This is a genomic window from Xenorhabdus miraniensis (genome assembly GCF_002632615.1).
In genome coordinates, this window is sequence record NZ_NITZ01000013.1 from 20,974 (window position 1) to 44,473 (window position 23,500).

A 23,500-nucleotide genomic window follows, 5' to 3' on the forward strand; every position below is an offset into this window, starting at 1 on the left:
ACCACTGTTGTGGGAAAAAATGTAGTGGAAAGAAGTGTGGTAGGAAATAATCTGCGGCATCGTATTTTCACGTTGTTGCTCGGGTTAGCGGTGTTGGTCACCGCTGGCTGCGGTTTTCACCTTCGCGGCACAACGCAAGTACCAAAAGAGCTTCAAACATTACAATTAAGTTCAGGGGACCCTTACGGGCCTCTGGCACGCTCGGTGCGCCAGCAACTTCGCCTGAACGATGTCAAAATTATTGAACATGGCGATGCTTCAGTACCTATCCTGAAACTTTTGGGTTCTAATGAAAACAAAGAGACTGTTTCAGTCTTTCAGGATGGTAAAGCAGCCGAACGCCAATTAATTCTGTATGTTGATGCTCAAGTTCTGATGCCAGATGGCAGCATCTATCCATTGCAAGCAAGGGTCGATCGCTCTTTCTTCGATAACCCACTGGAAGCACTGGCAAAAGATGCAGAAAATGAATTGGTTCAACAGGAAATGCGCGAACAGGCTGCCCATCAGCTTATGCGCCAACTATTAACTGTTCATAGCGCAGAACTTCTGAAAGCTGAAGAAAAACAGAAAGCTGCGACTACACAGAAACAATGATCCGACTTTATCCTGAACAACTTCTTTCGCAGCTCAATGAAGAGCTGCGAAGCTGCTATCTGCTATGGGGCAATGAGCCATTACTATTACAGGAAAGTCAGGACAGTATCCGCAGAATGGCTGAACAACATGGCTTTATGGAGCATTTCACCTTCGCGTTGGATAACCATACCGATTGGGATGAAATCTTCAGTCTGTGTCAGTCACTGAGCCTGTTTACCAGCCGTCAATCACTCATCCTGTTACTACCGGAAAATGGCCCGAATGCCTCAATGGCAGAACGACTCGTCAAGCTGTCAGAGTTACTGCATTCAGATATCCTGCTGATATTGCGTGGCCATAAGCTCACTAAAGCGCAGGAAAATAGCCAGTGGTTCAAGTCAATTGGGCAAAATGGCGTATACGTCAGTTGCCTGACTCCAGAGCAAAATCGTCTGCCTCAATGGGTGGCTCAACGTGCTAAAAACATGGGGCTATCACTGGAAGATGAAGCTAACCAGCTATTGTGCTATTGCTATGAAGGGAACTTGTTAGCACTGGCTCAGGCATTGGAACGCCTTTCCCTGCTCCATCCCGATAATCGGCTGACATTGTTTCGCGTTGAAGAAGCTGTCAACGATGCTGCTCATTTTTCTCCCTATCATTGGGTTGATGCTTTACTGGCAGGAAAAATAAAACGGGCATGGCATGTACTGAAACAACTCCGGCAAGAAGATACCGAAGCTGTCATCCTGCTTCGTACTATACAGCGGGAACTCATGCTGCTGTTAATACTTAAACGCCAAAGTAAAACAGTTCCTTTGAAGACATTATTTGATCAGCACAAAGTTTGGCAAAATCGCCGGCCATTGTTAACCGCCGCGTTACAACGTCTGTCAAAACAAGACCTGCAATCCGCCATACATTTATTGACCCAGATGGAACTGCGTGTCAAACAGGATTATAGCCAATCCATTTGGGCTGACCTGGAAACGCTTTCCATGCTGTTATGCGGAAAACCATTACCAGAGAGCTTGCTGAATGCTTGATTCCATTGACCCAATAAATACTGATCCAATAAATACCATCGATTCAAAAATCGATACAGGTGCCCCGATTATTCAGGCACTGTTTGGAGGCACTTTCGATCCTATCCATTATGGTCATTTGCGCCCTGTGGAAGCATTGGCACAGTTAGTGGGACTCAATCAGGTGATTTTATTGCCTAATCACGTTCCACCACATCGTCCTCAGCCAGAGGCGAGTGCTCAACAACGGCTGGAAATGGTTCGTCTGGCTGTACAGGATAATCCGTTGTTTACTGTGGATACTCGTGAACTGGAGCGACAAACACCATCTTACACAGTGGAAACATTGAAGTCTTTTCGTCAAGAAGCGGGTGAGGAACGCCCGTTGGCATTTATTATCGGGCAGGACTCATTACAAACTATTCATACATGGTATAAATGGGAAGAATTGCTCGATATCTGCCATCTGTTGGTCTGTTCCCGTCCGGGTTATCAGAAGCAATTATCAAGCCCTGAAATGCAACAATGGCTAGAAAACCACCAAATTGATACTCCATTTCCACTGAGTCAAAAACCACACGGTTATATTTATTTAGCCGCGACTCCGCTATTAAACATTTCGGCGACAGACATTCGCCAACGTCACCAACAAGGTCTAAGTTGTGATGATCTGCTCCCCCCATCGATACAAAATTATATCGATTCATGGGGACTATATAAGCAATAGATAAGCAATAGCGAAATCATACAGCGAATTGCCGCCAAGTTGCTTACTTTTACAGAGATTGGCATGCTATTATTCTGCGTTACTCAACCAATTTTATAAAATAAAGGTGATCCTTTTGCAAGGCACAGAACTACAACAATTTGTTATTGATAAACTTGAAGATTCCAAAGCACAGGATATTGTTTCTATAGACGTTCGTGGAAAATCCAGCATTACTGATTGCATGGTTATCTGCACCGGAACATCAAACCGTCATCTGATGTCTGTGGCAGATAATCTCGTCGATGACTGCCGCGAAGCTGGCATCATGCCTCTGGGTGTTGAAGGGCAAGGGATTTCCGACTGGATAGTCGTGGATCTCGGCGAAATTATGGTTCATGTCATGCAAGAAGACAGCCGTCGCATGTATGAACTGGAAAAACTCTGGAGTTGAGTTTGAAGTTACAACTGATCGCTGTAGGAACAAAGATGCCGGACTGGGTACAGACCGGCTTCATGGATTACTTGAATCGTTTTCCCAAGGATATGCCTTTTGAACTGATTGAAGTTCCAGCGGGAAAACGCGGCAAAAACGCAGACATCAAGCGCATTCTGGAAAAGGAAGGCGAACAGATGTTAGCTGCTGTTGGTAAAGGCAATCGCATTGTAACTCTGGATATCCCTGGCTCTCGTTGGGACACACCTCAATTGGCGCAACAGCTTGACCGCTGGAAACTGGATGGCAGGAATGTCAGTTTACTGATTGGTGGCCCCGAAGGTTTGTCTCCGGCCTGTAAGGCAGCCGCGGAACAAAGTTGGTCACTTTCTCCCCTGACTATGCCACACCCCCTCGTGCGGGTTCTGGTTGCAGAGAGCCTTTACCGAGCATGGAGCATCACAACTAATCACCCTTATCATCGGGAATAAATTGGGTAATCTATCACTGTGAATTCTGGCAATGGGATGAAGAAGAAACGAACTCCTTTTCGTGATCATTCGGCTGAATCAGCCCTATTCATACGCCGCGCACTTGTGGCGTTTATAGGTATTATTATTTTAACCGGCATTTTGATTGCTAATCTTTATAATCTCCAGATCACACGCCACGAAGATTACCAAACCCGTTCAAATGGGAACCGCATTAAGCTTGTTCCCATCGCTCCAAGTCGTGGGATCATTTATGACCGCAACGGCACACCATTAGCAACTAACCGGACCATTTACCAGTTAGAGATTGTGCCACAGAAAGTCACTGACCTTGACAAGACATTAGAAGAATTACGTTCTGTTGTTGGCCTCACTGATGAAGATATCGAAACCTTCAAAAAAGAACGTCAACGCGCACGTCGCTTTACTTCAATTCCACTGAAAACACCACTGGATCAGGTTCAGGTGGCGCGGTTTTCTGTCAACCAATACCGTTTTACGGGGTTAGAAATTAAGGGATACCAGCGCCGTTATTATCCTTACGACTCTGCCCTAACCCATGTAATCGGCTATGTTGCTAAAATAAACGATAAAGATGTAGAGCGGCTCGATAAAGAGGGGATTTTGCCTGACTACGCTGCCAGTCATGATATCGGCAAGCTGGGTATTGAGCGTTATTATGAATCTATTCTGCATGGCAAACCCGGCTACGAAGAAGTGGAAGTTAACAATCGTGGCAGAGTCATTCGCCAACTGCACGAACAACCTCCACAGGCAGGCAAGGATATTTATCTGTCAATCGATTTGGAGCTGCAAACTTACATCGAAAAGATACTGACAACCAGCCGTGCAGGTGTTGTTGTTACCGATCCTCGTACTGGGGAGGTTTTAGCTATGGTATCCAACCCAAGCTACAATCCAAATATGTTTGTTGATGGCATATCGGGCAAAGAGTATAAAACCCTGCTAAACAATCCCAATCGCCCGTTAATTAACCGTGCAACGCAAGGGGCTTATCCACCCGCATCGACGGTAAAACCTTTTATTGCTGTCGCCGCTCTTAGCAGTGATGTCATTACAAAAAACACCACGATAAACGATCCGGGTTGGTGGCAGTTGCCGGGCTCAGATCAGCGTTACCGTGACTGGAAACGTTGGGGACATGGCAAATTGAATGTTCATAAATCGATTGTTGAATCAGCGGATACTTTTTTCTATCAAGTTGCTTACGATATGGGCATTGATAGGTTATCTGAATGGATGACAAAATTTGGTTATGGTCAATTTACGGGCATTGATTTGAAAGAAGAAAACCCGGGCAATATGCCTACCCGTGAATGGAAACTCAAACGCTACAAAAAACCGTGGTATCAAGGCGATACCATTTCTGTTGGCATCGGTCAGGGATACTGGACTGCAACGCCAATGCAGATGGTAAAAGCCCTAATGACATTGATCAATGATGGAAAAATTAAGACCCCACATTTCTTGATAAGCACTCGCGTAAATGGAGAAATGCAACCTTATCAACCTCCAGCCAGCGAGCAAATTGGGGATATTCATTCTGGGTACTGGGAAATTGCCAAAGATGGCATGTATGGCGTTGCCAATGCTCCAAATGGTACTGCCCGCAGAGTCTTTGCTGGCACACCATACAAAGCCGCAGCTAAATCAGGTACAGCCCAGGTTTTCAGTTATGAAACTTATAATGCAAGCAAACTTGCTGAACATCTACGTGATCATAAGCTGATGATTGCCTTTGCGCCTTATGACAACCCAACCGTTGCCATTTCCATCATTCTGGAAAATGGTGGTTCAGGGCCATCCGTCGGCACTATCGTCCGCCAAATTCTGGATCATATCTTGCTCAAGGATAACAACACTGCCTCTCCTGACGCAGCCGCAGCGACGACAGGAGTTCAGCCTCCCAGAACACAAGCTACCAGAACACAAGCTAATTGAGTAAAGCCATGACAGAATCTCAAAACAAGGTTCCTTTCTGGACCCGAATACATATAGATATTCCACTGCTACTGTGCATTCTGGCATTACTGGCCTACAGCCTTTTCATTATGTGGAGTGCCAGTGGACAAGACATTGATATGATGGAACGCAAAGTCGGGCAAGTTATTATGGGGTTCATAGTGATGATCGTCTTGGCTCAAGTGCCTCCACGCTTATATGAAAATTGGGCCCCTTACCTCTACATTGTGTGCGTCATCCTGCTGATTTTAGTTGATGTTTTTGGGCAGATTAGTAAAGGAGCACAACGCTGGCTAGACTTGGGTATTGTGCGCTTCCAGCCATCAGAAATTGCCAAAATCGCGGTTCCTCTGATGGTGGCTCGTTTTATGAACCGTGACCTTTGCCCACCGTCCCTGAAAAACACGGGCATCGCACTATTCCTGACTTTTCTGCCCACCCTTCTGGTGGCAGCACAACCGGATCTGGGAACTTCCATTCTGGTTGCAGCCTCTGGCATATTTATTCTGTTTCTGGCAGGAATGAATTGGAAATTAATTAGCATTGCGGTTTTACTGATTGCCTGTTTCATTCCAATATTGTGGTTCTTCCTAATGCACGATTATCAGCGCGACCGCGTTATGATGCTGCTGGATCCTGAAAGTGATCCACTGGGAAAAGGCTATCACATCATCCAATCCAAGATAGCCATCGGCTCAGGCGGTTTATTCGGAAAAGGTTGGTTGCAAGGCACACAGTCACAACTTGAATTTCTTCCCGAACGACACACTGACTTTATTTTTGCCGTCTTGTCGGAAGAATTGGGACTAGTAGGCGTTCTTGTTTTGCTCGGACTCTACCTGATGGTCATTATGCGCGGCTTGTTTATTGCAGCCAAAGCACAAAATACTTTCGGCCGTGTGATGGCCGGGGGATTGATACTTATTTTATTTGTTTATGTCTTCGTTAATATTGGCATGGTAAGCGGCATCCTACCCGTGGTCGGCGTCCCTCTGCCTCTAATTAGTTACGGAGGTTCAGCATTGATTGTCTTAATGGCAGGATTCGGCATTATCATGTCGATACATACACATCGTAAATTATTGTCCAAAAGTTTATGAGGAAGCAGTTTCATGCGTCAACAATGGCTTATACTTAGCATCCTAGCGGTACTGATATCAGGCTGTACAACAACAGATACTAACCGGGCATCTTCCCTTCCCCCTGTCCCAACCCGTGATGTTTTGGGTGCTGAGCCTCAATATGAGCCTTATTATCCAAGCGCCAATCAGGATTATCAGAAGGATGGGCAAACGTATCGCATCGTGCAAGATCCGGCTAATTTCAGCCAAACAGGTTATGCCAGTTGGTTTGGCGAAGAATCCAATGGAAAGATGACCGCAATTGGTGAACGAGCCAGCCCTTATTCTTTAACGGCTGCCCATCCGACGTTGCCTATCCCAAGCTATGTGCGTGTCACCAATTTAAGCAATGGACGCATGATGATTGTCAGGATTAATGATCGAGGACCTTACAATAAGCCGGGAAAAATCATTGAATTATCACGTGCAGCAGCAGAGCGATTAAACTTGATGCCGCAAAGCAAAGTAAAACTGGATGGCATTCAAGTTGCACCTGATGGTTCACTCTCTGGTTTAGGCACTGAGGGGGCAACGATTGTCAAACAGAGCTATGCCTTACCTGAAAGACCCAATATTGGTTCTCAGTCATTTATCAAAGTTCCCATGATAAGCGACTCCACATCACAGAATACGGTGGAACCATCGGCTGTTGAACAAAATCCTTCTGGTGGCACAGAAAGCCAGCCTGTTACTCCACCAGCGACAACACCATCGGATTCGAAAGAATCTTCTAGTCCTAAAACCCTGCCTGATTCAGTATCGGCAGGTAATTATATGGTGCAAGTAGGTGCTGTCAGCGCTGAGCAAAAAGCTAAAGAATGGCAACAATCTTTGAGTCAGCGTTTTAACGTGCAAGGCCGTACCACCCAATTTGGCAATGTCTATCGCGTTCAATTGGGGCCGCTTAACAGCCGCCAGCAAGCCTTGGAATTACAAAAAAAACTAATGGATCAAATACATCAATCCTCTTTTATTGTTGCGCCCTGATCCGTTATACCCATTTTGCTATACCACCCATTAAAGGATGAGCCCGGCCAATAAAGCGGCAATTTGAAAGACGATGGGTGTATATCAACAGAAATAAATGGCATCATTGCCTGCTGGCTGGATTATCTGATTCCTATCAGCAGGCAGATAAAATTGCGGTGAATAAAATACGGGTAAAAAAGTGTAAACCTTCAACTCACCCAATTTTGTTTAATGTCAGCTTTTTTTTCATTTGTTATTATGTCACTTATTATCAATCCCTTTCTCACGGATGTTATCTAATCAATCATGAAATATATAGTTACTTCCCGTTTTATTAAAAATGCCACTTTAGGCATCGCCTTGGCTACCAGCGTTTCTGCGTTCGCCAACACGGATGATAATTTCAGAACGATGATCCCCGGTGTTCCCGAACTAGATTCAGAAGCCTATATTCTGATTGATTACAATTCAGGAAAGGTATTAGCTGAAAAAAATGCAGATGTTCGCCGCGATCCCGCCAGCCTGACCAAAATGATGACCAGTTACGTCATTGGTCAAGCCATCAAATCAGGAAAAATCGGACCAAATGATACCGTTACTGTAGGTAAAGATGCTTGGGCAACAGGGAACCCGGTATTTAAAGGTTCCTCTTTAATGTTTTTAAAGCCCGGTGACCAGGTCTCTGTTGCCATGCTATCCCGTGGTATCAACCTGCAATCCGGCAATGATGCCTGTGTCGCAATGGCGGACTACGTAGCTGGCAGTCAGGATGCGTTTGTCAGCCTGATGAATAAATACGTACAGAGTTTAGGGCTGCAAAACACGCACTTCCAGACTGTTCATGGTCTGGATGCTAATGGTCAATATAGTTCAGCTCATGATATGGCATTGATTGGAAAAGCGTTAATCCGCGATGTGCCGGATGAATATGCTATCTATAAGGAAAAAGAATTTACTTACAACAATATTCGCCAGCCTAACCGTAACGGCTTGTTGTGGGATAAAAGTTTAAATGTTGACGGCATTAAAACAGGCCATACTAGCGGAGCGGGTTATAACCTCGTTGCTTCTGCAACCGAAGGAAATATGCGCCTGATTTCTGCCGTCATGGGTAGCCCGACGTTCAAAGGGCGTGAAACTGACAGCAAAAAATTACTGACTTGGGGCTTCCGCTTCTTCGAAACAGTTTCACCACTGCAAGTCGGTAAAGAATTTGCATCAGAACCGATTTGGTTTGGTGACACTGATAAAGTACAACTGGGCGTTGATAAAGATGTTTACCTGACGATCCCTCGCGGTCGCCTGAAGGATTTGAAAGCCAGCTACATATTGGATAATACCGAACTGCATGCACCACTCGCCCAAAATCAAGTTGTTGGCACTATTAACTTCCAGCTTGATGGTAAAACCATTGAGCAGCGCCCATTGGTTGTGATGTATGAAGTGCAAGAAGGCGGCTTTTTCAGCCGTATGATTGACTATATCCGACTGATGTTCCACCACTGGTTTGGTTAATCTATTGAAAGTCGGGTATTTAACCCTATATTAATTACATATTGTCAGAAAATTATCACACCACGGCAAATCATTCCTTTTGCCGTGGCAAATACATGAGGAACGCCCATGAAAACAAAATTAAATGAACTGCTTGAGTTCCCCTGCTCATTTACCTATAAAGTAATGGGCTTAGCTCAACCTGAGCTGGTGGATCAAGTTGTTGAAGTAGTTCAGCGCCATGCGCCGGGCGATTACTCTCCAGTCGTAAAACCAAGCAGCAAAGGCAATTACCACTCAGTTTCTATTACTATCAACGCTACGCATATTGAGCAAGTTGAAATATTGTATGAAGAATTGGGTAATCTGGAATTAGTGCGCGTTGTGCTGTAATCGCATCTTTAAAAAACGCTGATTTCTTGGTCAGCGTTTTTTCTGCAATTAATAGAGTTTGTTCTTACTTGATTCAGGCGTGGTTATCTCGCGGAGACTTGGCCCAATACGCCATAAAATTAATTAACGTTCGATCTAAATGGCGCTCTTGAAGCAAATAACGGCGAAGATTTTTTACAGCAGATGATTCTGCCGCGACCCAAGCATAAAACAGGCTTGCTTTGTTCTCACCTTCTGCTCTTTCCCACAAAGTTCCGTCACTGGAAGTGACTTCAGTTAAGGATTGTTCTTCAATAAACACAGATTCAGGAAGAGTAACGTGCTCGCGTACTGCCTCTAATAAACATTCGCCGTATGTATATCCTTGTTTAGCTTTACGGGGTAACCAAAATACATCGGCAAATTTGAATTGTTCTACATTGAGGCAATCTTCCTGTTCAGGAACTTCAAAGAATGCCTGTATGCCGGGCGGATTTTCGCGCTGTGATAATTCTTCAAGGATACCTAATGCCGCCGGCAATGCCGTTTCATCGGCGATCAATAATACCTGACCGACTTGAGCGGGTGGTTTCCATTCGCAACCATCCGCCCCATTCATTGGGCTATCACTGATATCTGTTTTTGGTGCAACAATCTGTAGAGACTCTCCTGGATTAGCCTGCCGCAACCAATTGGATACAGGCGTGTCACCACCATGTAAAACAAACTCGATATCCATTTCATTGTCTTCCGTACGTAGCGCCCTTAATGTGTAAGTTCTCATCCAGGGACGTTCTTCTTTAGGGATAGACATGTAATCACTATACCAATCTTTCCCCTCCTTGACTTTTAATGAAGGGTTACTTGGCTGAGGAAACAGCAACTTTATACGTTGATCAGGTGCATGTCGCTGCATTTTATGCACTTCCGGGCCTTCGAAAACACAGCGTAATATGGATGGTGATATGGTAATCCGCTCTTTCAGGCGCAAATTAAAAATAGAGTAAGCTGAAGACATAATATTATCGTAACAAACAGGTTTGTTATTCTCATTATTAATAAAGTGTTATCAACACTAGTTTAAAAGAAAACCAAAATCAACAAGGAAATGATAATTATTCTCATATTCGTTATTGATCACCCTTTTTGTTAAATGAACTAATTTATCCCAACTCTCTACTTCGCCTGACGACGCAACAGCACGATAAAATAAGGAACACCAATAAAAGCCGCGAGCAATCCTGCCGGAATTTGGTAGGGGAATAGCAGCATTCGCCCAAACCAATCAGCCAGTAACATCAGCAGTCCTCCCAACAACATCCCAATCATCAACTGCGGCATAGCCTTTCTGAACCCCATCATACGGGCCATATGTGGTGCCATTAAACCTACAAAACTCAATGGCCCGGTCATCAAAGTTGCAGATGCAGTAAGTGCCGAAGCGATCAGTAAAATAAGAAATCGAGAGCGAATCAACGATATTCCCACCGCTTGCGCATTGATACTTCCCAATGGCAAGATCGTCAACCAACGACGATACAATGGGGTCAGCGCTATCAGTACTAACGCTATCACCAAAGTAAAGAGTGCCTGAGCGGGTTCCACACCATAAGTAGAACCAGATAACCATGCCAGCAATACCCCTGTACGAGGATCGCCACTCGCCAATACTAATGCTACAAATGTGCCAAATACGGTACTAATGGCAATACCGGTCAGTAGCATGTGCTGAGCCGAAAACCTTTGACGGGCAGAGATAAACAAGATCAATAGCAGAGTAAGCGCTGCCCCCAGACTTCCCGCGGGGAGTAACCAGACAAAAACATTGCCGGATGTCATCAACAGCAATGTTAATACGCCCAATCCCGCCCCTGAGGTGATCCCTAAAACCTCCGGACTCGCCATTGGGTTACCCGTCAATTTCTGAATCAAAGTTCCTGCAACAGCCAACATCATTCCTGCACAAAGTGCCGCTATCACTCGTGGCCATCGCCAAGGCAATAATTCAGCAAATTGCTCTCCTTGCGCCCAATGCCAGCCTTCAGAATCACGACCAAATAACAATGCAGCTATAATCAGTACGCTCAACAGCAATATTCCGAAAAAGAACCAACGTAAAAGTGCCCGACGTTCGATGATCGTTTGTTCTGCGACTGGGAATGTCGGTCTTTGTCCATAGGTACGCAAATGTGGTAATAACCACAACAATATCGGTGCTCCTATTAACGCAACCGCCGAACCAGTGGGAATGCTACGCCATACAGTAGCCAACCATTGCACTACTTGATCGGTAAGCCATAATAAAAGTGCACCAATCAATGGTGCCATGAGCACTTGCTGTTCTAATCGCCTTGCCCCACACATTCGCGCCAACAATGGTGCAAATAATCCGATAAAGCCAATCACACCAACAGCATTAACCATCAGCGCACTAAGAACAATTGCCAATGACAAGGCAACCAGCCGGGCACTGTTCAATCCCAGCCCAAGATTTTTCGCTACAACGTCATCTAATCCAAGCAGAGTTAATGGACGCAGCAACAATAAAGTCAGCAACAAGGAAATCAGTAATATTGGCAGCATCCACAATACAATCTGCCAATCATGCTGAACTAATGAACCACTGGCCCAGATAAACATTCCTTGTAATTTTTCATAGTTAAACAGGGCCAACAGAGAATTGACTGCCCCGCAATATAGCCCCATAACTAATCCGGCTAGGATCAACGTTACTGGTGACAAACGCCGTCCCCATGACAAACCAAATACCACCAGCGCTACCGTGACCGAGCCAGCCAAAGCTGCAAGTTGCATCAACAAGCTGTCCGATGGTATCGCCAGTAGTAATGCCACTGTCATTCCACACTGAGCACCCGCAGACACTCCCAAAGTTGCGGGTTCTGCCAATGGATTGCGTAATACTTGCTGAAATAGCAATCCCGCCAACCCTAGCCCCGCGCCGATTAATAATGAAATGGCCAGACGCGGCAACATGCTGTAATTCACCACAATTTGACGAATGTTACCGATATCCGGAGAGTGCAGAGATTGCCACCATTGAAGAACAGGTAATTGTTGTTGCAGGTTATATAGAGTTAACAACAGTGCAGGAAATAGCAATAATAAAGGTACAGCCCATAAACGCCTCATACTGGTTTCTCCAACGTAGCTGTCAATAAACCACAAAAACGCATGGCTGACAGCGTCGCTCCATAAAACCACACTGTAGGCTGGATACTAACGGGATAATGGCGAACGAACGGAAGTGCCTGCCATAATGGTGTCTTCTGCATACGCGCAAGCAATATTTCATTATCTCCACGACTAAAAAAAATAGCCCGAGCTTCTTGAATAGTCGCCAATTGCTCTATACCAATCACCTGACTTCCCCAACTGTTTGTCTTTCCTTGCCAGGCATTCCTCAGTCCCAAGTTATCGAGAACATCTTGAAACAATCCCCCTTTACCAAAAACCATCGCATGATCACTATCAAGCAAAGTAAACAGCAGAATGGGTACATCTTGCCAGTTGCGCAACCGCTGCTGACTTTGTTCCATCTGTTGATGATAGCGTTGCAGATGTAAGGAATATTGGTGATGAAGGCCAAGTCGTTCGGCAAGTATTTCCAGTGAATACAGCGCCTGAGCCAACGGAGTTCGGGTGTTATCTTTGAAACTGAATCCCATTGTTGGCGCAATTGAAGACATTTTTTCTACTGAAGGCCCATAACCTTGGGAATAGAGGATGAGAGAAGGCGACAATTGCTGCAACAATTCCATATTAGGTTCAGCTCGCGTCCCCAAATCAACAACCTGAGAAGGCAATTCGGGTTGCTGAACCCACAAATTATAATTATGAATTTCTGCCACAGCCAATGGTACAACACCTAATGCCATCAGTAGCTCCGCAGGCAACCACTCCAACACAGCAATACGTTGGCTATCCGAATGCACAGCATATGGTGAAGTTACAGAACGGGCCAGCGATGGTACCCACAACGGAGATAGCGCCAGTGTTGTCAGTAAACGACGACGCGAAAAATCAGGGTTAACTTTATTCATCAGTAAACAAAACTTATCGGGGCACCACCGCAAGGATGCGGCAAAATACCCATCGGTATCCCATATATCTGTTCCAATACTGGCGCTTGCATGATCTGTTGAGGTTCTCCCTGCGCAATCAGTTCCCCACCACGCAGTGCCACCAAATAATCACAATGGCGTGCTGCCATGTTGATATCGTGCAAGACGGCAATAATAGTCAAACCACGTTCACGACTTAGACGCTGAATCAACTCCAATACTTCCACCTGATGGGCAATATCTAACGCCGAAGTAGGTTCATCAAGCAACAGACAACGACTATTCTGTGCTACCGTCATTGCCAGCCATGCACGTTGGCGCTCTCCACCAGACAAACTATCCACCAATCGATTTGTCATTGCGCTCAAATCAACCAATGCTATCGCTTCTTCAACACGCTCACGATCCTCAGGAGTAAATTTCCCCAATGCCCCATGCCAGGGATAGCGTCCTACAGCAACCAGCTCTCTTACTGTCATGCCTTCTGCTGGCGGCAGTTGTTGTGGAAGATAAGCCACTTCACGCGCAAAGGCTTTACTGTTCCATTGCGCTAATAGTTGTTCTCCCAAATGTATGGTTCCTTCACTTGGCAATTGATGACGCCCTAACATTTTCAGCAATGTTGATTTTCCCGAACCATTATGGCCGATTAAACCCGTCACTAAACCTGAAGCAAACGTCAATGAAAGACGACTGAGTAGCCGTTGACTTGCCACAGAAAAACCAACCTGCTGCAAGACAAAAGTAGAAGCTGGTGATGAAATACTCTCAATCAAGTCTGATTACCTCTGGATAAAAATTGAAGGCATAGAAACTTATTCCAAAAATTTATTTACCGCTGACGATTAACTTTCGCTTAAGATTCCACAACCCTCCTGCGATGACACAAAGTAAAATGGCAAACGCCAGAGATGCCATAATTAGCCGGGATTCACCGTACCACGATGCAATAAGAGGAACGACCAATGCACTCATTCCATATCCAAGTGTGTGGCTGGTGGAAATTAATCCCGCACCTTTACCAGTAGAAAGTTGTTCATTCAGTAAAAGTTGATATCCAGGTGCCGCCATTGCAGCGCTAAATGAAGCAACAATACATCCCAGATAAAACAAAACTATTTGCTGAGTGCACATTAATGTTAACCCCATCACCATAATCACGCCTGCCAACAACAGCAGGTGTAATGGCGTTAATATTTGGGGACGAATAATCAAGAACTGTGCTAATAATGTCGCCATGGCTGACACACTCAGCAAAATTGCTACATGGTGGCTAATAGCCGAAACCTGTTTGTCGAGCAAAAGAGATAAATAGGGGGCAAGCCCCAGTTGCATCAAACTGACGGACGCAGCCAACAACACAGCACATAACAAATAAGGAAGCATGTGCCCACGTAATCGATTTTGTTGTTGGGTTTCCTGTGCCAAGGGAGGATCATTGTATTCCCTGGCAATAATCAAAATGGCAATAAGCGGCACTATTGCCATGAGCCATAAAGGTGCCAATGGGTGCAATCCTAACACCGAAACTGCACATAAAGGCCCCAGCAAACGCCCGCAACTTAAACCAGAACTAATGGTTGCCAATGCGGCCATTCGCCGTTCCATTCCAGCACGTTGTAAAGCCCAAGTCTGACACGCAGGTACCATACCGGATACTGTTAATCCATAAATAATCCGAGCTACAATAAGGAAACACACTCCGGTTGAAACAGAAAACCAACCGATAGAAATGCCCCATACTGCCACTGCCAGGATCATAAAACTCAGTAAATATCCCGATAACGCAGCCAATACTACAAATTTGCCACCATGAATTTCCGTTTGCCTGCCCCAAAATGGGGCCCCCACCAGAAATAGCATAGAACCTAATGTAAGTAGACCTGCCCAAACAGACAGTGAAAGCTGTGTCATTTCCACAAGAGTAGGTAATGCGACAAGTAAACCATTTTGCCCAATACCTAATAAACCCGCACAAAATGCCAGGGGCCAATTTGAAGGAGGCCGACTGTAGCCAGAAAAATGATGTAACTGAACCCGCATGTTGTTTTTATATTACCAAAACCAAAGCCACCTAATGAATTGTGAATATAATACATAAAATACTTTACATAACAAATCAAATGAATATCATCTTGATAACAATTATTAATATCATTTAAAAAATCCAAATCAAATGTCTTCAGAACTTAACAAGTTAAAAACTGATGTGGCAGCACAATGTTTTGTCAATGCTTTAATTCGCGAAACCCGAGATTGGAAAATTCTTCCTGCTACAAAAAACTTACCGTACCCTCAATTACATATTCCACTTTCTAATATCCAGACAATCTGTATTGCCTTACGTTACATTTCGCCAACGCAGCATCATCAATACTGGTTTCCTTTTTATCTATATCAGCAAGATAATGAAGATTATCAGGTGTTGGATATGGAACAATTTGTCAGTCTATTACTAGAAAAACTATGTAAAAACAGCAAATTAACCGATTCAGAAATCAAACGTTTTTATCGGCGAGTATTAGAAAGTCATTATAATACCCAGCAAGCAATCAACGTTCGTCTAGATTGGCCGGTTTTACGTGACACCCCTTTAAGTTTTATCGAAGCAGAACAAGGACTTTTGGCTGGACATGCTTTCCACCCAGCACCAAAATCTCATGAACCATTCGATGCTATACAAGCTAAACGTTATCTGCCCGATTTTGCCTCAAGTTTCCCATTACGCTGGTTTGCTGTAGATCACTCCTGCATCTGTGGTGATAGCTTAGGATTAACATTAAAACAACGTTTACAGCGTTTCACCGCAGAAAGCGCCCCCGATTTATTAAGCCACTTTTCTGATGATATTTGGCTAGTTCCGATGCACCCATGGCAAGCTGATCACCTGCTGAACCAAAATTGGGTTCAATCTCTCATACAGAAAGGAAAATTACGTGATTTAGGTGAAGTGGGTACACGCTGGAAACCAACGAGTTCATCACGTTCCCTGTACAGTGAAACTAATCGTGACATGATCAAGTTTTCTCTCAGTGTTCGCCTAACTAATTCAATCAGAACACTATCAGTGAAAGAAGCAAAACGAGGCATGCGGCTTGCTCGATTAGCACAAACTCCCCGCTGGCAGGAATTACAAACCCGTTATCCTACAATGCGTGTTATGCAAGAGAATGGCTGGGCTGGTTTACGTGACATAGATGGAAATATTCGTGAAGAAAGTTTGATGGTATTTCGGGTAAATTTACTGTTCGGGCGCCCCCATACACAAACCAACGTGCTGGTTACTTTAACACAAGCAGCTCCTGATGGAGGTGATAGCTTATTAGCCGCATCAATACGCCGTTTGAGTGCCCGCCTCAACTTACCATTGAAAAATGCCGCCCATTGCTGGCTGGAGGCTTATTGCCATCATATCCTGCTGCCACTGTTTAGTGCAGAAGCAGATTACGGTCTGGTGCTGCTGGCACATCAACAAAATATTCTCGTGGAAATGGAGCAGGATTTGCCCATCGGGCTGTTATACCGGGATTGCCAAGGCAGCGGTTTTACCCAAAATGCTAACCCGTGGCTTAAAGAGATTGATGAAACCGAAGCAGAAAATTGTTTTACCACCAAACAGCTGCTGCGCTATTTCCCCTACTATTTGTTGGTCAACTCCACTCTGGCAATCACTGCGGCAATGGGAGCCGCCGGCTTTGACCAGGAAGAAAATCTGATGGAACGAGTACGCAATGCACTCATCCAGTTACGGAAAACTGCAAAAAATACCCTGTGCTTAGACTATGTCCTCGATAGCCCCTATTGGAATTGCAAAGGTAATTTCTTCTGCTATCTGCACGATCACAACGAGAACACCATTATCGATCCATCAATTATCTATTTTGATTTTGCCAACCCATTGCGAGTAAAGGATAACCATGATGCCTAATGCCAAATTAATACATTCTTTAGGCAGTTTTCGCTGTGAGATATTGGAAAAAGATTTGCCTATCAGTCTGGGGCTAGATAAAAGCGCTATTTTGCATTCACTTAATCCGTTACCCAATGGTTGGCTGGTTCAGGCACTGGATCAATTATTTGTTATGGCCCCACAAATAAGCGGAATCACCCTGCCTTATCATGAATGGAATAAAGAGCCCCAAGCACAAATCTTATTTAATTTAGCTAAAAGTGATTATTTAGAACGAGAAACTTTCTATCAACTTCCCCTCTGGTTAACCGGCTCACGTGTTCCCCTGAACAATCAAATGCGCTACGAAACAGAGCGCCAACTCTGGCTGCCAGTACGTCCTTCACGACCAGAAGATGAGGTTTACCGTCGTTATGATCCACAGATAAAACACTGGCTAAGTTTCCGTCTGCCTAATGTTTCACAAGATGCTGAGCAATTTACTCACTGGATGAATACACCACGTATTAATGTATTTTGGGAAATGTCCGGGCCTCTGGAAGTACAAAAAAACTATTTACAGCGCCAACTTGAATCCGATTATTGTTATCCCTTGCTAGGGTGCTTTGACGATCAGCCATTCGGCTATTTCGAAGTGTATTGGGCTCCAGAAGACCGGATTGGTCGTCACTATCGTTGGCAACCATTTGATCGTGGCTTGCACATGTTGGTAGGAGAAGAACAGTGGCGGGGATCACAATATGTACGTAGTTGGCTATGGGGCCTGACGCACTATTTGTATCTGGATGAACCTCGTACTACACGTATAGTCGCCGAGCCGCGCTTTGATAACCAACGCTTATTCCGCCATCTGCCAATAGTCGGTTATCAAACCATCAAAGAGTTTGATTTTCCACATAAGCGCTCACGTCTCACCATGAATCGGCGTAATCACTTTTTCTGTGAGGAAACGGCAGTATGATGAAACAAAATGATATTGGTTGGTCATATGCTGATTGGGAACTTGTCAATCGCAGGATGATAGCCAAAATTTTGGCTGAACTGGAATATGAGCGTTCTATTACCGCAATACCAACAGGTGAAAAGTGGTACATTCAGCTTGGCAACGTTGGCTATACCTTCTCTGCAAAACGTGGGATTTGGGGCTGGTTATCCATTGTTCCTGATTCATTAGAAAACGATAGTAATGAGCCATTGGAGGCCGATAGTGCACTACGCCAGCTAGCTCAAGTACTGGATATGAATGATGCCCAATTAGCTGAACATTTGGAAGATTTGTACGCAACACTGCGCGGAGACTTACAGTTATTATCAATTCGCCGCAACATGAGCGCTCAAGAACTTATTAGGCTTGATTCCGACACACTCCAATGCTTACTCTCTGCTCATCCTAAATTCATTTTTAACAAAGGCCGCCGCGGTTGGGGATTAGAAGCCCTTCATCGCTACGCACCAGAATATCAGGGGCATTTCCAACTACACTGGGTCGCAGCTAAGCGAGAGGTTTTCACTTGGTGTATGGACGACAATTACTCTCTAGACATTCTGCTAGAGAGTACTATGAACCAAAGTGAACGCCAGCGTTTTAACAAACGCTGGCATGAGCTAAAACTTAATGATGATTGGATCCCCCTACCACTACATCCATGGCAATGGCAGCAGAAAATTGCCCTTCATTTTCTGCCACAAATCGCTTCCAGAGAGTTGGTTGAATTAGGTGAGTTTGGTGATAAGTATCTTGCTCAACAATCATTACGTACGCTGACCAATGTTAGCCGCCCTGTATCATTTGATATCAAGCTACCACTGACCATTTACAATACTTCCTGCTACCGTGGTATTCCAGGGAAATATATTGGCGCAGGCCCCGCAGCTTCTCACTGGTTACAACAACAATTCGCACAAAATCCTGTTTTACAATCAAGCGGTGCTCAAATCCTTGGTGAACCTGCGGCTGGCTATATGGCTCATCCTACCTATACCACTTTGACGAAAGCACCATATCGCTATCAGGAAATGCTTGGGATTATCTGGCGTGAAAATCCATCCCTTTATTTGCAAAATGGAGAACAAGCCATACTAATGGCTACATTGATGGAAAGCGATAATCAAGATGTACCCCTGATCGCTGCTTATGTTGAACGCTCCGGTTTAAATATAGAAGACTGGTTGACGCGTATGTTTCAAGCGGTAGTAATTCCCATTTATCACTTGATGTGTTGCTATGGGGTATCGCTGATTGCTCACGGTCAGAACATTACTTTAGTCATGAAAAATTATGCGCCTCACCGAATATTGCTAAAAGATTTTCAGGGAGACATGCGCTTAATCGATCAAGATTTCCCTGAGGCTGTTTCATTACCTCAAATAGTCAAAGATGTGACTGTCCGTTTATCTGCTGATTATTTAATTCATGATTTGCAAACCGGAAATTTTGTCACTGTATTGCGCTTTATTTCACCTCTATTAGAAAAATATGGCGTCAGTGAAATTCAGTTTTATCAAATTCTGGCAAAAGTATTGCGACAATATCAAGAACAACATCCCAATATGAATGACCGCTTTGCGTTATTTGATCTGTTTAAGCCACAGATCATTCGTGTCGTACTAAACCCAGTGAAGCTGACTTATTCTGAACATGATGGTGGTAATCGCATGTTGCCTAAATATCATCAAGATCTTGCTAACCCGCTCTATATTGCCAACAAGGAACCCGCGCTATGAGTCAGCCTTACGATTTCATCGGTATTGGTATAGGCCCTTTTAATCTTAGTACCGCTGCTCTTGGTAGCAGTATTCCTAATTTTAATGCTCTGTTCTTAGAGCGGGCATCTCGTTTTTCCTGGCATAAAGGAATAATGCTTCCTGAATGTCATATGCAGACAAGTTTTTTGAAAGATCTGGTTAGTGCCGTTGATCCTACAAGCCCATATAGTTTTCTTAATTATTTAGTTAAACGGAAAAAATTTTACCGTTTTCTGACCACTGAACAACGTACCGTGTCTCGCGAAGAGTTTGCCGATTACCTTTCATGGGTTGCTCAAAAACTAGATTCATTGAGATTTGGCGAAGAAGTCTTAAATGTAACTTTTGATGACCAACAACAACTATTTCAAGTCACAACACAAAATAATCAGTACCTTGCTCGTCATATATGCGTAGGTATTGGTAAACGTATCCAACTACCGGCTTGTGTGCAAATGCAAAACAATCAATGCTTCCATGCAAGTGAAATGATGCTGCGTACCCCTGATTTAACGGATAAACGTGTTTCGGTCGTCGGTGGCGGGCAAAGCGGGGCAGATCTATTCCTCAACATTTTTCGTGGTGAATGGGGAACTCCCAAACAACTCAACTGGATTTCCCGGCGTAATAATTATCATGCACTGGATGAAGCCGCATTCTCCAATGAATACTTCACGCCAGAATATGTAGAAAGTTTTTACAGCCTCCTCCCGGAAGTAAAACATCGGATGCTAAAAGAGCAAAAGATGACTTCTGATGGCATCACTAGCGATTCATTACTCGCTATCTACCAAGCAATGTATCACCGATTTGAAGTACTACGTGAAACTCCTTGGGCAAAATTATTACCAAGTCGTGCCTTGTTAGATATGCAAAAACACGGGGAAGGCTATCGCTTGTTAACCCAACATCTCTTGGATAATGGAAAAGAATATTTTGATAGTGATATCGTCATCTTTGCGACTGGCTATCAACCCTCAGATCCCAAATTCCTTGAGCCTTTAGCGCCACGCTTGCATAACACGCAGGATGGCAAGTACCAGATAGCTCCCGATTTTACTTTAAAATGGGATGGTTCCGGCAAAAACTGCTTATTTGCTGTTAATGCAGGTATGCACAGCCATGGGATTGCAGAGCCACAAATGAGTTTGATGGCATGGCGTTCCGCTCATATTTTAAACCGGGCGTTAGGGAAAGCTTACTTTGACCTGACACTTTCTCCTAATGTGATCAAGTGGCGAAGTGAACCAACACAGAATTTTTCTCCAACATTTGTTAATCACCTCAGTACAACCTGTTATTAATTCACTCGGACAAAACGAAGGTAATAAGCAATGATAAAGCGCAGTTCTTTTTGGCTCATGACCCCCTGCTTGTCTATTATTTTGACACCATCTGTCTCGGCTGCTGAATTAAAGGAAGATAAGATTGTTGTTTCTTCCAGTCGTACTCATCGCAGCATTCCCCAAATGGCGCAAACCACTTGGGTAATCGAAAATCATGAAATTGAACAACAGATGAATGCAGGCAAGGAACTTAAAGACATACTGGCACAATTAATTCCGGGCATGGATGTCAGCAGTCAGGGGCGAACCAACCACGGGATGAACATCCGCGGACGTTCAATAGCCGTTATGATCGATGGGGTACGTTTGAATTCATCCCGCTCGGATAGCCGTCAATTAGACTCCATTGAATCGTTCAATATTGACCATATTGAAGTTATCTCTGGCGCAACTTCACTCTATGGCGGTGGGAGCACCGGTGGGTTGATTAACATTGTCACTAAAAAGGGGCGGCAGGGAAAACAAATTGAACTGCAACTGGGTGGCAAAAGTGGCTTTATAAACCATAAAGATCACGATGAAAATGTCGCTGCCGCGATTAGTGGGGGTACCGAAAACGTGAATGGACGTTTTTCCGTATCCTATCAACGCTATGGTGGCTGGTTTGATGCCAAGAGTCATGAAGTCTTAATTGATAATACCCAAACGGGCCTGCAATATTCCGACCGCCTTGATGTAATGGGAACAGGAACGTTGAGCATTGATGAGCGCCAACAATTACAATTGACAACGCAATATTACAAGAGTGAATCAGATGGAAAACACGGCATCTACCTCGGTAAAGATTTTGCTGCCGTCACGGGTAAAGCGGCGGCCTATAATGCAAGCGGATTGAATTCAGACCGTATTCCTGGCACCAAACGCCATTTGATCAGCCTACAATATTCCAATACTGATTTTCTGGGGCAAGATTTAGTTGCTCAGGCATTCTATCGGGATGAGACTTTTGCTTTCTATCCATTCCCGACACTCAATGAGAATAAGAAAGTCAACAGTATTGGTTCATCTGAACAAAAAACAGATTTTTACGGTGGGAAATTTACTCTAAATAGTCACCCAACTCAGAATTTAGCGTTAACATATGGCTTTGATGCCGAACATGAAAAATTCAGCGCTAATCAACAATTCTTCAATTTGGAGACTGCTCGAGAATCGGGTGGAATGAAGCTGAAAAATGCTTATAACGTTGGCCGATATCCGGGCTATACGATCACCAATCTGGCACCTTTTTTACAGGCCAGTTACGATATTAATTCAATATTTACCATCAACGGTGGTATACGTTATCAATATACGCAAAACAAAATTGATAATTTTGTCTCGTATAAACAACAACAAGTGATTGCTACGGGGCCAGTTAAATCAGCCGATACCATCCCGGGAGGAACAACAAGTTACAATAATTACTTGTTTAATGTCGGTGTACTCGCCAATTTGGCTGAACGCCAACAAGTCTGGTTCAGCTTCTCCCAAGGGTTTGAACTGCCGGATGTCGGAAAATACTATGGCTTAGGTGAATACGGTGAGTCAGTAAATAGACATTATCCGTTAATAAATAGTGCCAATGTCAATGACTCTAAGCTAAAAGGAATTAAGGTCAACTCATATGAATTAGGTTGGCGCTACAACGGGGATAACCTACGTACACAAATAGCCACTTATTATTCACTGTCTGATATCACAATTGATATCAATAAAAATGATATGACTATCATTGTGAACCCCGATAAACGGCGTATTTATGGTGTAGAAGGTGCGGTGGATTACTTCTTTGAAGATAGTGACTGGAGTACCGGAACAACTTTCAATATCCTCAAATCAGAAACGAACAAAAACGGTAAATGGGAGAAACTGCCTGTTACAACAGCCAGTCCATCTAAAATAACCGCTTATATCAATTGGGAACCTGAAGATTGGGAACTCCGGTTGCAATCACAGCAAACGTTTGATGTCTCTGATGCCAATGGCAGAAAGATAGATGGGTATAATACGATTGATTTCCTGGGCACTTATCACTTGTCTGTCGGGCAAATCAATTTCAGCATTGAAAACTTACTGAATAAAGATTACACCACGGTTTGGGGACAACGTGCTCCCGTCTTTTATAGTCCAACTTATGGCGCCTCTGAGTTATACAGCTATAAGGGGCGTGGACGGACATTTGGATTAAGTTATTCCATGACTTTCTAACAAAGCTGCTATTTGAAAGTTGATGAGTAGTATAGATAGCCGAATAATCTT

At 44.1% G+C, this 23,500-nt stretch carries 20 protein-coding genes; 15 read left to right on the forward strand and 5 right to left on the reverse strand.

Annotated features, from left to right (window positions below):
• Positions 1-51 precede the first annotated feature (51 nt).
• The 10 genes from lptE (at position 52) to ybeD (ending at position 9,197) form a co-directional block, all read left to right on the forward strand.
• Complete coding sequence (lptE, locus tag Xmir_RS13040) at positions 52-597, forward strand: LPS assembly lipoprotein LptE (RefSeq protein WP_208620432.1); 546 nt, start codon at positions 52-54, stop codon at positions 595-597.
• On the forward strand, positions 594-1,625 hold the full coding sequence (gene holA, locus Xmir_RS13045; RefSeq protein ID WP_099114666.1) for a DNA polymerase III subunit delta: 1,032 nt from the start codon (positions 594-596) through the stop codon (positions 1,623-1,625). The genes lptE and holA overlap by 4 nt, the downstream gene beginning before the upstream one ends.
• The gene (gene nadD, locus Xmir_RS13050) at positions 1,618-2,331 is read left to right on the forward strand and encodes a nicotinate-nucleotide adenylyltransferase (protein ID WP_099114667.1); all 714 of its coding nucleotides are present in this window, start codon (positions 1,618-1,620) and stop codon (positions 2,329-2,331) included. The genes holA and nadD overlap by 8 nt, the downstream gene beginning before the upstream one ends.
• A gap of 106 nt (positions 2,332-2,437) precedes the next feature.
• Positions 2,438-2,764, forward strand: a complete 327-nt coding sequence (gene rsfS / locus Xmir_RS13055; RefSeq protein ID WP_099114749.1) for a ribosome silencing factor — start codon at positions 2,438-2,440, stop codon at positions 2,762-2,764.
• Between the two features lie 2 nt (positions 2,765-2,766).
• Positions 2,767-3,237: a 23S rRNA (pseudouridine(1915)-N(3))-methyltransferase RlmH gene (rlmH, locus tag Xmir_RS13060; RefSeq protein ID WP_099114668.1), complete on the forward strand. Its 471-nt coding sequence runs from the start codon at positions 2,767-2,769 to the stop codon at positions 3,235-3,237.
• A 36-nt stretch (positions 3,238-3,273) separates the two neighbouring features.
• Complete coding sequence (mrdA, locus tag Xmir_RS13065; protein WP_099114669.1) at positions 3,274-5,199, forward strand: peptidoglycan DD-transpeptidase MrdA; 1,926 nt, start codon at positions 3,274-3,276, stop codon at positions 5,197-5,199.
• Positions 5,200-5,207: 8 nt separating this feature from the next.
• The gene (gene mrdB, locus Xmir_RS13070; protein WP_099114670.1) at positions 5,208-6,320 is read left to right on the forward strand and encodes a peptidoglycan glycosyltransferase MrdB; all 1,113 of its coding nucleotides are present in this window, start codon (positions 5,208-5,210) and stop codon (positions 6,318-6,320) included.
• Between the two features lie 12 nt (positions 6,321-6,332).
• The gene (rlpA, locus tag Xmir_RS13075) at positions 6,333-7,328 is read left to right on the forward strand and encodes an endolytic peptidoglycan transglycosylase RlpA (RefSeq protein ID WP_099114671.1); all 996 of its coding nucleotides are present in this window, start codon (positions 6,333-6,335) and stop codon (positions 7,326-7,328) included.
• A gap of 288 nt (positions 7,329-7,616) precedes the next feature.
• Positions 7,617-8,825 carry a D-alanyl-D-alanine carboxypeptidase DacA gene (gene dacA, locus Xmir_RS13080; protein WP_099114672.1) on the forward strand — a complete coding sequence of 403 codons (1,209 nt, stop codon included), beginning with the start codon at positions 7,617-7,619 and terminating at the stop codon, positions 8,823-8,825.
• 108 nt (positions 8,826-8,933) lie between these two features.
• Positions 8,934-9,197, forward strand: coding sequence for a DUF493 family protein YbeD (gene ybeD, locus Xmir_RS13085; protein WP_047962199.1), 264 nt, complete (start codon positions 8,934-8,936; stop codon positions 9,195-9,197).
• Positions 9,198-9,270: 73 nt separating this feature from the next.
• On the opposite strand, the gene Xmir_RS13090 is transcribed toward ybeD, so the two are convergent.
• The 5 genes from Xmir_RS13090 to Xmir_RS13110 form a co-directional block, all read right to left on the reverse strand.
• A complete protein-coding gene (locus Xmir_RS13090) occupies positions 9,271-10,194 on the reverse strand; it encodes a siderophore-interacting protein (RefSeq protein WP_099114673.1) in 924 nt (307 codons plus the stop codon).
• A gap of 158 nt (positions 10,195-10,352) precedes the next feature.
• On the reverse strand, positions 10,353-12,326 hold the full coding sequence (gene fhuB / locus Xmir_RS13095) for a Fe(3+)-hydroxamate ABC transporter permease FhuB (protein ID WP_099114674.1): 1,974 nt from the start codon (positions 12,324-12,326) through the stop codon (positions 10,353-10,355).
• Positions 12,323-13,237 carry a Fe(3+)-hydroxamate ABC transporter substrate-binding protein FhuD gene (gene fhuD, locus Xmir_RS13100; RefSeq protein ID WP_099114675.1) on the reverse strand — a complete coding sequence of 305 codons (915 nt, stop codon included), beginning with the start codon at positions 13,235-13,237 and terminating at the stop codon, positions 12,323-12,325. The genes fhuB and fhuD overlap by 4 nt, the downstream gene beginning before the upstream one ends.
• Complete coding sequence (fhuC, locus tag Xmir_RS13105) at positions 13,237-14,031, reverse strand: Fe3+-hydroxamate ABC transporter ATP-binding protein FhuC (RefSeq protein ID WP_099114750.1); 795 nt, start codon at positions 14,029-14,031, stop codon at positions 13,237-13,239. The genes fhuD and fhuC overlap by 1 nt, the downstream gene beginning before the upstream one ends.
• 55 nt (positions 14,032-14,086) lie before the next feature.
• Positions 14,087-15,301 (reverse strand): MFS transporter, encoded by a 1,215-nt coding sequence (locus tag Xmir_RS13110; protein WP_099114676.1) that lies wholly within the window; start codon positions 15,299-15,301, stop codon positions 14,087-14,089.
• Between the two features lie 133 nt (positions 15,302-15,434).
• On the opposite strand from Xmir_RS13110, the gene Xmir_RS13115 reads away from it, so the two are divergent.
• From Xmir_RS13115 to Xmir_RS13135, 5 genes are read left to right on the forward strand one after another with little or no spacing between them, the layout of a single operon-like run.
• Positions 15,435-17,186, forward strand: a complete 1,752-nt coding sequence (locus tag Xmir_RS13115) for an IucA/IucC family protein (RefSeq protein ID WP_099114677.1) — start codon at positions 15,435-15,437, stop codon at positions 17,184-17,186.
• The gene (locus Xmir_RS13120) at positions 17,176-18,129 is read left to right on the forward strand and encodes a GNAT family N-acetyltransferase (RefSeq protein WP_099114678.1); all 954 of its coding nucleotides are present in this window, start codon (positions 17,176-17,178) and stop codon (positions 18,127-18,129) included. The genes Xmir_RS13115 and Xmir_RS13120 overlap by 11 nt, the downstream gene beginning before the upstream one ends.
• Positions 18,129-19,892 carry an IucA/IucC family protein gene (locus Xmir_RS13125; RefSeq protein WP_167385991.1) on the forward strand — a complete coding sequence of 588 codons (1,764 nt, stop codon included), beginning with the start codon at positions 18,129-18,131 and terminating at the stop codon, positions 19,890-19,892. Before Xmir_RS13120 ends, Xmir_RS13125 begins: the two co-directional genes overlap by 1 nt.
• Positions 19,889-21,217 carry a lysine N(6)-hydroxylase/L-ornithine N(5)-oxygenase family protein gene (locus tag Xmir_RS13130; protein WP_099114679.1) on the forward strand — a complete coding sequence of 443 codons (1,329 nt, stop codon included), beginning with the start codon at positions 19,889-19,891 and terminating at the stop codon, positions 21,215-21,217. Before Xmir_RS13125 ends, Xmir_RS13130 begins: the two co-directional genes overlap by 4 nt.
• Before the next feature lie 30 nt (positions 21,218-21,247).
• Positions 21,248-23,449: a TonB-dependent siderophore receptor gene (locus Xmir_RS13135; protein ID WP_208620429.1), complete on the forward strand. Its 2,202-nt coding sequence runs from the start codon at positions 21,248-21,250 to the stop codon at positions 23,447-23,449.
• Positions 23,450-23,500 lie beyond the last annotated feature (51 nt).